12 protein-coding genes are annotated in these 10,000 nt (G+C 46.5%); 6 read left to right on the plus strand and 6 right to left on the minus strand.

The window, feature by feature from the left end; translation table 11 throughout:
- The 3 genes from LDL40_RS00820 to LDL40_RS00830 form a co-directional block, all read left to right on the plus strand.
- Positions 1-1,404, plus strand: a 1,404-nt coding sequence (locus tag LDL40_RS00820; RefSeq protein WP_300992739.1) for a PLP-dependent aminotransferase family protein, incomplete at its 5' end; no start/stop codon positions are given.
- Positions 1,405-1,908: 504 nt separating this feature from the next.
- A complete protein-coding gene (locus LDL40_RS00825; protein WP_300992742.1) occupies positions 1,909-2,778 on the plus strand; it encodes a hypothetical protein in 870 nt (289 codons plus the stop codon).
- A 230-nt stretch (positions 2,779-3,008) separates the two neighbouring features.
- Complete coding sequence (locus tag LDL40_RS00830; protein ID WP_300992744.1) at positions 3,009-3,722, plus strand: DUF445 domain-containing protein; 714 nt, start codon at positions 3,009-3,011, stop codon at positions 3,720-3,722.
- A 63-nt stretch (positions 3,723-3,785) separates the two neighbouring features.
- On the opposite strand, the gene LDL40_RS00835 is transcribed toward LDL40_RS00830, so the two are convergent.
- The gene (locus LDL40_RS00835; protein WP_300992746.1) at positions 3,786-4,574 is read right to left on the minus strand and encodes a PhzF family phenazine biosynthesis protein; all 789 of its coding nucleotides are present in this window, start codon (positions 4,572-4,574) and stop codon (positions 3,786-3,788) included.
- A gap of 109 nt (positions 4,575-4,683) precedes the next feature.
- Between LDL40_RS00835 and LDL40_RS00840 the strand changes: the two genes are divergently transcribed.
- The 3 genes from LDL40_RS00840 to LDL40_RS00850 all read left to right on the plus strand — a co-directional run bounded on the left by LDL40_RS00840 (position 4,684) and on the right by LDL40_RS00850 (position 6,168).
- Complete coding sequence (locus tag LDL40_RS00840; RefSeq protein WP_300992749.1) at positions 4,684-5,073, plus strand: cytochrome b562; 390 nt, start codon at positions 4,684-4,686, stop codon at positions 5,071-5,073.
- Positions 5,074-5,142: 69 nt separating this feature from the next.
- A complete protein-coding gene (locus LDL40_RS00845; RefSeq protein WP_300992751.1) occupies positions 5,143-5,586 on the plus strand; it encodes a MarR family winged helix-turn-helix transcriptional regulator in 444 nt (147 codons plus the stop codon).
- 72 nt (positions 5,587-5,658) lie between these two features.
- Positions 5,659-6,168, plus strand: coding sequence for a DUF1993 family protein (locus LDL40_RS00850; protein ID WP_300992753.1), 510 nt, complete (start codon positions 5,659-5,661; stop codon positions 6,166-6,168).
- A gap of 41 nt (positions 6,169-6,209) precedes the next feature.
- Here LDL40_RS00850 and LDL40_RS00855 read toward each other — a convergent pair whose 3' ends face one another.
- From LDL40_RS00855 to LDL40_RS00875, 5 genes are all read right to left on the minus strand, one after another.
- Positions 6,210-7,490 carry an aspartyl/asparaginyl beta-hydroxylase domain-containing protein gene (locus tag LDL40_RS00855; RefSeq protein WP_300992755.1) on the minus strand — a complete coding sequence of 427 codons (1,281 nt, stop codon included), beginning with the start codon at positions 7,488-7,490 and terminating at the stop codon, positions 6,210-6,212.
- A gap of 175 nt (positions 7,491-7,665) precedes the next feature.
- On the minus strand, positions 7,666-8,451 hold the full coding sequence (locus tag LDL40_RS00860; RefSeq protein WP_300992757.1) for an ABC transporter substrate-binding protein: 786 nt from the start codon (positions 8,449-8,451) through the stop codon (positions 7,666-7,668).
- Between the two features lie 82 nt (positions 8,452-8,533).
- Positions 8,534-9,439 carry an EamA family transporter gene (locus tag LDL40_RS00865; protein ID WP_300992759.1) on the minus strand — a complete coding sequence of 302 codons (906 nt, stop codon included), beginning with the start codon at positions 9,437-9,439 and terminating at the stop codon, positions 8,534-8,536.
- Positions 9,440-9,477: 38 nt separating this feature from the next.
- The gene (locus tag LDL40_RS00870) at positions 9,478-9,666 is read right to left on the minus strand and encodes a DUF2496 domain-containing protein (RefSeq protein ID WP_300992761.1); all 189 of its coding nucleotides are present in this window, start codon (positions 9,664-9,666) and stop codon (positions 9,478-9,480) included.
- Positions 9,653-9,922, minus strand: coding sequence for a late competence development ComFB family protein (locus LDL40_RS00875; RefSeq protein WP_300992763.1), 270 nt, complete (start codon positions 9,920-9,922; stop codon positions 9,653-9,655). Before LDL40_RS00875 ends, LDL40_RS00870 begins: the two co-directional genes overlap by 14 nt.
- Positions 9,923-10,000 lie beyond the last annotated feature (78 nt).

Consider the following 10,000-nt stretch of genomic DNA (forward strand, 5'->3'; position numbering starts at 1 on the left):
CAGCAGCAGCTTTATCATGCACTTCGCGAAAAGTTGCTGACAGCTCAATGGCCCGCTGATGCCTTATTGCCCTCCAGCAGGCAGCTGGCTGCTGAGTTGGGGTTAAGTCGTAATACAGTTAATCAGGCCTTGCAGCAGTTGGTCGCCGAAGGTTATTTATCTGGACTACCCGGGCGCGGATATCAGGTGATAGCGACAGCACCAGATCAATTTTTTCAGGCTTGTACTGCTCGCTCTATTATTGCCAGTCCGCCTGAACTGACACTGTTTGATTACGGCATTAGTGTTAAAACCGGTCCGGCAACCGGCGCTTTACAAACTGGAGTACCGGATTTATCCGCTTTTCCATTTCAGTTATGGCAAAAACTCACGCAACGCCATAGTGGCAGGGCTGCCCTGGCCGGCATGGCTGATGCTCTTGGTTATTTACCACTGCGTTTGGCACTAAAGGACTATTTACGTCAGTCCCGCCAGGTTGTTTGTGATCAAAACAGCATTCTTATTACACCAGGCGCACAGGCGGCCTTGTTTATTGCCGCAAAGCTGAGCTGTAAGGCAGGGGATAAAGTTGCAATGGAATCGCCCGGCTATCCACGTTTGCGTCAGGCTTTGCAGCTGTCTGAAACAGACATTCATTACATTGATGCCAGTTCAGACCACGGCGTGGCCATCTCACAACTGGACCAATTAAAGGGCTGCAAAGCTGTATTTGTCACGCCAGCCCATCAATACCCTATGGGTGGCATCATGCCGTTGTCTGAGCGCCTACATTTACTGGAATGGGCCCGCCAGCAGAAGGCTGTGCTGGTCGAAGACGACTATGACAGTGAGTTTCAGTTTAAACACAGACCCATCGCCAGTTTGCAAGGCTTAGCACAGGGAAAGGGGGTGATATACGTTGGCTCTTTCAGTAAAACCCTGTTTCCGGCATTGCGCCTGGGCTATCTGGTCTTGCCTGAACCCTGGATGCCCAAAGCTGCGGCTTTGCTACAGGCTGTGTACGGTGATGTGGCCTTATTACCTCAGGCTGTCACAGCAGATTTTATGTTTGAGGGACATTTTGGCCGGCACCTTCGTAAAATGCGTCAGTTGTATCAACACAAACAACAGTATTGCCTGAAGCTGATTGCACAGTACCTGCCAGAAGCCAGATTGCACGCCCGTTATGCTGGCCTGCATCTGAGTATGGAATTTCCGGGTGCTATTGCTGACAAAGAATTGTGTAGTGCCTTGTTGCAACTGGGGTATAGAGTGCAACCTTTGAGTCGTTATGTGTTTACTGCGCCAGAGCGCACCGGTTTGGTGATAGGTCTGGCTAATACGGCCGAATTACAATTGAAAACAGGAATTGAACTTATAGCGCGATTGCTACCCTTTTATCAAAACGAAACGAGGCATCAATAAAACCTGCATTGCATATTTTATAAATAAGAATTATTATCATTTAAAGTGAGATTACCCGGCTGCATAGCAATGACTGAATTCAACCCAGACAAAATCACACCAAAATCGAGTAAGACCATAAGGCAATGGATTGGGTTTGCTATTGTGCTTTGTGGCGCCTCTCTTCTGTTATTGGAAAGCGTTGCCATACTCAAAGCCTAGTGGATATTGATGTATCATCTGCGTATGACCTCAAGCTCCTGACACTGTATTCAGACTTTTAGGGTAGTGCGTCTGGAACAATGAGTCTCTGTATGGCGAAAGGCCACTCTGGTTATTTTTCACCGATCTGTGGTGGTGGAAAAACGACTACATTTAAGTTTGAACCTTGAATAGCGCGTCGGTTTTATCGGTTCCTAAGGATGCACGCATTATTTGTGCAGTAGCGCCTATGCTTTACATTTGGTTATAGTGAGGCGATGGAAGGCTAAAGATCTCAGGGATGGTTCTGCCGGGGGCTATTCAATGCGATTAATCATATTTTTTAGTTTTGTGTTGAGTCTGACTATATCTGCCGATACGTCCATTCGCGTTGCCACACCACAATCAGAGTTGGAGCTCAGTACAGGTTATTACCTTGATTTGCTGAGTGTGGTTTTGGATAAAACAGAGCAGGAGTACGGCTCAGCAAAACTGGTATTTGAACCTGTACCTGTCTCTGGTTCTTTGTGGAAGTTTGTGCTGAATAATAAGCGCATTGATGTGCACTGGCTTACCCCCTCAGCAGCTTTTGAATCGCATTTAAAGCGCATTCCAGTAGAAGTTTTATATGGTGGCTTGGGTTTAAGGGGGCTGATCATCAAAGAAAGCCAGCAGCAGGAGTTCCTGCAGGTCAAGACTCTGGACGATTTGCGCCGCTTTACCGCTTGCCAGGGAGAACAATGGCCTGATGTTCAGGTATTGCACTATGCCGGGCTTAAAGTTCATCGGGTAGAAAAATTTGAGTCTATGCTGGACATGTTGCGCAAAGGGCGTTGTGATTATTTTCCCCGTAGTGTCATCGAAGGCAATACCGAACTTGCCCATCAGGGCTATTCAGAACCGGAGTTTGTTTTTTTGACCTCCGTTTTGTTGTATTACCCCATGCCTGTCCATTTTTATGTCGACCCGCAGGATAAAGCCTTGTACCGCAGGTTGGAGCTGGGGTTGAAAGCTATGCATGATTCCGGAGAATTGCTTAGCTTTATGCAACAACACCCCGTAACCCGTCATGTGTTTGAAGCTCAAAGGTACAAAAACTCTATCGTATTGACACTACATAATCCGGTGCTCCCCAGCTGGTATCAGGCTGATGATTTTTGGCTGGTATTACTAGGACAGAAACCAGCAAAATAAGGCAAAAGGGTTGAAAAGGGACCCGCTTGAAATCGATAACTACGGCATTTCACGCGCGTACTGGCAGGGCCCAGCTCAGAATTTCCCACCAGCCAATCTCTCGTGCACTATAAGGCTGACTTCAAAGTCAGCAAAATTAACAAGGACGGCAGATTGTGTGCTGCTCTCTTGTTGTTCTTCTGTACACTGATTACAATCGCCGCCATTTCCGCTATTTGTATGGAGTTCTGATGAATAAAAGTCTGTTAACCAATCTGTTGTCTGTACTTCTGATGGCGTGTGGCTGGTTTTTCGCCTTGCCCTGGTTATGGGCTATGGGTTTGTTTGCCTTTTCAGGCGCTATAACCAACTGGCTTGCTATTCATATGCTGTTTGAGAAAGTGCCTTTGCTCTATGGATCTGGTGTGATTCCGGCCCGTTTTAGCGAGTTTAAACAAGGCATCTATGATTTGATCATGGGCCAGTTCTTCAGTAAGGAGAATTTGCAACGTCTGCTTTCTGAACAACACGAGCAAGATGCGGTCAGCTTAAAACTTGCACCAGTCATTGAGGCGATCGACTTATCACCGGCTTTTGATGCTTTGCTTGATACAGTGCAAAAATCTTCTTTGGGTGGCATGTTGGCGATGTTTGGTGGCGCTCAGATGTTAGTGCCGCTGAAAGAGCCCTTTATCGAAAACCTGAGTCGCTCTTTAGTGGAGTTGGCTGACAGCCCGGAGGTACAGCAACAAATCCGCAGTCAGCTGCATCAGGGCGATGCTATTGACCTGCTACAACCCAAAATAGCTGCTGTAGTCGAAGGGCGTTTAGCTGAGCTGACGCCAGACATGGTCAAAGATATAGTGCAACAGATGATCCGCCGGCATTTAGGCTGGCTGGTGGTGTGGGGCGGAGTCTTTGGTGCTCTGATAGGCTTAGCAAGCAGTATCATACCAGCGGTTTGACCTTCAGTTCGTTGCACTTCGTACCAGCAGGACAGTCGCTACTGTCCTGCAAATTCAAGCCTGTTAGGGCAAATAAATCTCACCCTGCAAATACAATTTCGCCTGACCTGATACCAGCACTCTGTCCTGTGTTAACTCGCAGCGCAGCACACCGCCTCTGGCCGAGGCCTGATAAGCCAGCAACTGATTTTTCCCAAGCTGTTTTGCCCAGTAAGGCACTAAGCCTGCGTGAATAGAACCTGTAACCGGATCTTCATCACCACCATTGGCTGGCCAGAAATACCTCGACACAAAGTCGTAGTCCGAACCCGCTGCTGTAGCGACTACATCATAAGGTGCGAGTTTTTTTAGCTCCTCGCTAGAAGTGGTTAACTGACGCACCTGTTGCTCATCTTTGTAGATCGCAAAATAGGCCTGCTCACTTCTGAGTACCAGATCAGGTTGCAGGGATAAGCCTGCCAGCAGAGCAGCAGGAGCTTCGACAGGGCTGGCAGGACGCAATGGAAAATTCATCAGGATCCAGCCATCAGTCTGCTGAGAGACCACTAAGTCGCCCACTGACAAAGTGCTGAATTTAATTTGCTGGCCAGGCTTCAGGCTGAATAAAACAAAAGCCGCAGCTAAAGTGGCATGACCGCAAAAATCAATTTCAGTCACAGGAGAAAACCAGCGGATTTGATAATGATCTGGAGCGAGTTCCAACACAAAAGCTGTTTCCGACAGATTATTTTCAGTCGCTATCTGCTGCATCAGCCCGGCGCTGATGGGCTCAGATAAAGGCACTACGGCGGCATAATTGCCCTTAAAAAGTTGATCGGTAAAAGCATCGACCTGATAAATCGGCAATTTCATCTGTGTAATTCCTATGTCTGACCTAAAGTTGTCGCATCATAGCCCAGAAAAACACAGCAGAAGAGTCGAACTTGCTTATAATACCGCAGATTTTTTACGAGGATGTCTGATGAAAGTTATTATGTGTGTGCTGCTAAGTAGCCTGTTGGTCTCTGCGTCTGTAGCTGCATCTGATGTAGATATGGAAAAAACCATGAAACAAATGGCGCTGAGTTTTAAACAAGCCAATGAAGCTCAGACTGTTGCAGAAATGACCTCAGCACTGGCTAGTTTTGAAGGACAGTTGCAGTTGGCTCAGCAAGGTAAATTTCAGGCAGACAAAGCAGAATTGTACCAGCAAGGCTTAAAAGAATTGGCAACTGAGGTGGATCAGGCGCAATTGTTGTTAGAACAACACAATTTAGCCGCAGCTAAACAACAGTTAATCAAAATGGATGAGCTTAGAATCAAGTACCACAAACACCGCAAACCAAGCTTTTGGCAACTGATTTTTGGTTAAGACCTCAGGCTCGATTTCAAGGCTGAACTCAAGTATATTGCACACAATTCAATTGAGTGGGGCTTTGCCATGAGTGCAGATAACGAAGACTATCTGGTATTAGAAAAACAGCTGTGTTTTTCACTATACAGCGCAAGTCACCGGCTGGTGCGAAGCTATCGTCCGTTATTAGAGCCTTTGGATTTAACCTATCCGCAGTACCTGGCCATGCTGGTGTTATGGCAGCAACCGCAATTAAATGTCAAAGAGCTGGGCGAACAGCTCTATCTGGATTCAGGGACTTTGACGCCTTTACTGAAGCGGCTTGAAATTAAAGGCTTAGTTAGCCGCACTCGCAGCCAACAGGATGAAAGAGTGGTACAAATTAGCTTAACCGCACAAGGTAAGGCGTTAAAAGCTCAGGCCAGTCACATTCCAATGGCCATTTTCCAGCAGTCAGGTTTGCCTTTAGAGCAGTTGCTGCAGCTAAAACAGAGTTGCGATGTGTTGTTTAAGCAACTGGAGGCCTTGTAATACTCCGACGCACCCCCATTTCAATCTGCAGATCCTTGCAAAGGGCAGGATGGTTTAAATGAGGCAAAGATTATGAGTTTATCTTTTTACAGTGCGTCGGTTCCGGTGTTTAAACAGTTTCTCAATAGCTTGAAGGACTTGTTAGTCAAAGCTGAGAAGTTCAGTCAACAAAAAGAGCTGGCTGATGCTGTGCTGCTGCAATCACGTTTATACCCTGATATGTTCCCGCTGGTGCGTCAGGTCCAAATTGCTGCTGACTTTGCCAAAAGCGTATCAGCCCGTTTAGCAGGTGTTGAAGTGCCTGCTTACGAAGACAATGAGCAGACTTTTACCGAATTGCAGCAACGTTTGGATAAAACTCTGGCCTTTCTTGATACCTTAACGGCTGAGCAGTTTGCTGATGCTGCAGACAAGGAAATAGTGCTACGCCCTGGTACACCAAAAGAGAAACGTTTTAGCGGCACCCAGTATTTAGCTCAGTACGGTTTACCTCAGTTTTATTTCCACGTCACCACCAGTTACGCCTTATTGCGTCACAATGGGGTTGAAGTAGGCAAAAAAGACTATATGGGACAAATCTGAAGGGGAAGCAGTTGGGAGTGCTCCCAACTGCTCATTTCAGACTAGGAGAGCACAGCTTTGGTTTGCTGATTCAGTAAACCAATCTGCTCTATCAATACTGTAAGGGCAAGTCGCTCTTCTTCACGCAGATAAGGATTCCAGATATCTGCCAATATGACAGCTCTGGTTTTGTCGCTGCGGTTCCAGGCCTCATGTAAATAGGTGTCGTCAAACGCAAATATTTTGCCTTCCTGCCAACTCAGCTCAGCGATTCCTGGTAGGTTTAACCTGCAGTGCTCTGGGATATCCAGACCCAGATGCAACACGGCTCTGCTGTTGGTTGCCCCTCTGTGTGGCAAGATATGAGTACCTGGCTGCATGATGGAAAAGCAAACTTCGGGCGCATGATCTCTGATATGTACCAAAGGAAGTTGGCTCAGGGCCTGAGCTGTAGCAGGGCATTGTGCTAAATGGTCATTATAAGTCTTTCCATGACGATGGAAAAAGTATGCATCCCAGGCGCCGCCATCGGTTAAAGATTTTCCTTCTTCGCCTTCCTGAAAAGGTTTGAAATCCTTCGCCTGACTTTGGAGTTGCCTCAGCTCTGCCTGAATACTGGCAGTGGCGCTTTCGTATTGTTCAGCAAAAGACAAGACATTGCGTTCAAAGACCGGAGCCAGAGGTAAATCCGGTACATATAAGTAGTTAGGCTGTTGTCTGGGATCGGCCAGTACTAAAGGCAGCTCGCCTGTGTACATTTGTATCGCTTTAGTGACCCGGCTCATCTCTGCCTTACCGTATTTTTGCCAGATAGGTTCCAGCCAGTGGTAGCCCAGGTTAATTTTATAAGTATTAATAAAACCAAGAGCGTAAGCCACATATTGACGGCACCAGGGGGCTGTGGACGCTTCATTTAGCCAGAAACCTCTGGCTTGGGCAGTTTTAACAGCAATGAGGTATTGTCGGCCCGCACCAAACATATCTCCCTGCAATTCCAGAGCTCTGGCATAGAGCAAGCGACTGGAATAGGCACTTGGCAGAGTTTCCAGTAGTACAGCTAAAGAGGCACCTGAAGGGTCTGTCCCTGATAATTGCGCCAGACTCTGGGCAAGTATTTGATGCAACTGCAGATCGGCCGGTTGGATCGCCAGTAATTGTTCACAGTAAAAAATAACCTGACTGTGGTGGTTCTGCTTGAGATAAATTTGGATCAGGGTCTGCAGGGCATAGCTGTTAGTGGGCTCTTGCCTGAGAACTTCTTCACATAGAGGACGAGCCTCATCAAGAGATTTTGCTGTTATAAGGTTTTGAATATTAACGGATAAATCTGAAACGCTTAGCATTATAAAACGGGTCCTGACGGATATATCGAGTCAGACTGCCACAAAGTTTTGCCAATAACCAGAGCAGGTTTTATAAAAGTTGCGCGGGATCAATATTTAACTTTATTCAACTTTGCCGCTGATTCTGACCAGGTGTGGAGTTGACAAGAGTGTATTTGCCTTGCGGTCTGCTGTTTTATGGAAAAATCATCACGCCGTTTCGGGTTTGAGTTTCAACATCATGGTAGTGCCGCAGAATCATTTGCCACTTCTCGGCGATAAACTGCTGTTCGCCGCTGGTCTTAAGCTTATCAGCCGCCTGACGCCAACGTTCGACCAGATGCATGTCAGAGCCTTTTTTTGACATCAGTAAATAAACATCAGAGCGTTTTAACTGATAAACGGCTTTGACGTCTTGCAGATCCAGCCCTTCTTCTAACAATAAATGTTGAATACCCTGACTTTCATAAGCTATTAGATTGAGTCGGCCTGATTGCAGGCGTTTGATATTTTGCTGGTGATTTACTGAAGGGTGCAGATTATTGAAACCTTGCTGGATCAACCATTCTTCTCTGATGTCACCCCGAACCACCCCTATGGCGTTCACTGTTTTTAGCTGTTGCAAATTTTGAATTTGAATAGGATTGGAGCTTAACGCGTACACGGACCAGGTTTTAACACTCAGTTGAGTTATCCAGTGAAACTCTTGTTCTCTGGACTCTGTTCTGGAGAAACTAAACAACAGAACGTTGGGTTCAGTGCGCGCTATGTGAATGGCGCGGGCTTCAGGCATAACTTCGATCAGCGTCTTGTCGTCCAGGATCCGTTGTATCGCCTGAACGACCTCAACCGAAAAACCAGTCAGTTGGCCGTGACTATCCAGATAACTGGCCGGTGGTTCTACCACAGTAATAATACGCAGCGCCTGACTTTCGCTGCCTAAGCTGAGACATAACAAATACAGCCCAACAATCCATCGCATCTTATGCTGTCTCTGATGAAGAAACTCTGTGTTAGGTATAGTGCAGAATTATCCACACTGGCAAGCAAAGCTCCTGTATTGTTTAAGATAGTCCGGTAAGGCGTTTAAGTTGTGCCGTTGGCAGCAGAATAATTAAATTCCCCAAAGCCACTATGCACACACCTATAAGTGCACACCAGCTCCAATGGTAGTTCTCAAAAATAGTGGAGATACCTAAAGCTACGATAGGGAATAGCACCATAGTGTAGGCAGCTTTGGCCGGACCTATGCGACCTACGAGAGTCAGATAGGCTCCGAAAGCTAAGACTGAGCCAAATAATGACAGGTACAGCAGGGATAAATTAAAACTCAGGCTGGTCGAAAGGACCGGTTCAATTCCCTGCACCAGAGCAAGTATTGCCATCATCAAAGCACCATAGCTCATACCAAATACATTGCTTTGCACCACAGGTAACTGTTGTTGTTGATTTTTTGATGACAGCATATTGCCAAGCGAGGCGATGTAAGTACCTGCAATACTTAATACTAAGCCCCAAAGGGCAGAGCCGTTACTTTCAAGGCCTGCAAGTTCAGGCCAGAACACAAAAGCTATACCCAGAATGCCCAGTAAGGCACCAAGCAGAGTTTTAATCTCAACAGGCCGGTCAAAAAACAAGGCGCCATTGAGAATATTCATCAGCACAATACTGGAGAAGACCACAGCAATAAGACCACTGGTAAGATCAGAAGTGGCCAGATAAATCAGCAGATAGTTTAAGCAAAATAAAAACAGCCCCTGCAGCGCCATCCAGCCATGCTGTTGGCGACTGAATCGCAGTGGCAGTTTGCGCCACAGGCACCAAAACCAAAGTAACAGTGCCGCCAAACCAAACCTATAGGCGATAGACCACATTTCAGGTACGTCGCCGAGCTGAAACTTAATAGCAAAAAAAGTCGAGCCCCAGATCAAAACTGTTGCCAGATACAAGGTAATAGAATGGGTCAGCATAATGCCTCGGTTCAAACTGCTTAATGCAAAGGGGTGAGCTAAAACCCTGATAATTGAGTTTCAACATCGCGTTGCGCTTTGTGCTGAAAGTCTCGTTGTACTATAGCCAGGGCGGCTAGTATCTGAGCCGCAGGCAGATCCTGCTGCTCCAGCAGCAAGATCAATTCTACCGCCAATTGCACCTCTACAGGGGCGTCGGTTAAAGCTGGTATATCAGTTCTTGTCACGTTGAGTGTCTAAAAAAGCTTTGGCTTTGGCGACGGCTTCACGCACTTTCATTACCATTTCAAAGCGTTCGGTCTGAGGCAGATAAAACGCCATATCAACTTCATAACGGATATATTTAGGTGGTAACTGATTCAGCACTATACAACACAGGTCCGCCAGATATTCTGCGTCGTAGTCTTGATCCAATCGCAATTCAACTAAATGGTCCAGCAGAAGTTTTTCATAATAATTATGGATATCGTCATCTAACTTCATCTGTTACTCCTGGTGTGCCTGAACTCGATGTTCCGGCCTTGTCATCGCTTAATGAAACTGAGTCTAAGCATAATCAGT

It is taken from the genome of Rheinheimera sp., assembly GCF_020217005.1.
Taxonomy (GTDB): domain Bacteria; phylum Pseudomonadota; class Gammaproteobacteria; order Enterobacterales; family Alteromonadaceae; genus Pararheinheimera.

What these genes read in the sequence shown, in the direction of transcription:
- LDL40_RS00845 (WP_300992751.1), top strand. Translation starts at nt 5,143, where the DNA reads ATGAGTGCAGATAACGAAGACTATCTGGTATTAGAAAAACAGCTGTGT.
- LDL40_RS00855 (WP_300992755.1), bottom strand. Translation starts at nt 7,490, where the DNA reads ATGCTAAGCGTTTCAGATTTATCCGTTAATATTCAAAACCTTATAACA.
- LDL40_RS00850 (WP_300992753.1), top strand. Translation starts at nt 5,659, where the DNA reads ATGAGTTTATCTTTTTACAGTGCGTCGGTTCCGGTGTTTAAACAGTTT.
- LDL40_RS00840 (WP_300992749.1), top strand. Translation starts at nt 4,684, where the DNA reads ATGAAAGTTATTATGTGTGTGCTGCTAAGTAGCCTGTTGGTCTCTGCG.
- LDL40_RS00830 (WP_300992744.1), top strand. Translation starts at nt 3,009, where the DNA reads ATGAATAAAAGTCTGTTAACCAATCTGTTGTCTGTACTTCTGATGGCG.
- LDL40_RS00875 (WP_300992763.1), bottom strand. Translation starts at nt 9,922, where the DNA reads ATGAAGTTAGATGACGATATCCATAATTATTATGAAAAACTTCTGCTG.
- LDL40_RS00865 (WP_300992759.1), bottom strand. Translation starts at nt 9,439, where the DNA reads ATGCTGACCCATTCTATTACCTTGTATCTGGCAACAGTTTTGATCTGG.
- LDL40_RS00835 (WP_300992746.1), bottom strand. Translation starts at nt 4,574, where the DNA reads ATGAAATTGCCGATTTATCAGGTCGATGCTTTTACCGATCAACTTTTT.
- LDL40_RS00860 (WP_300992757.1), bottom strand. Translation starts at nt 8,451, where the DNA reads ATGCGATGGATTGTTGGGCTGTATTTGTTATGTCTCAGCTTAGGCAGC.
- LDL40_RS00825 (WP_300992742.1), top strand. Translation starts at nt 1,909, where the DNA reads ATGCGATTAATCATATTTTTTAGTTTTGTGTTGAGTCTGACTATATCT.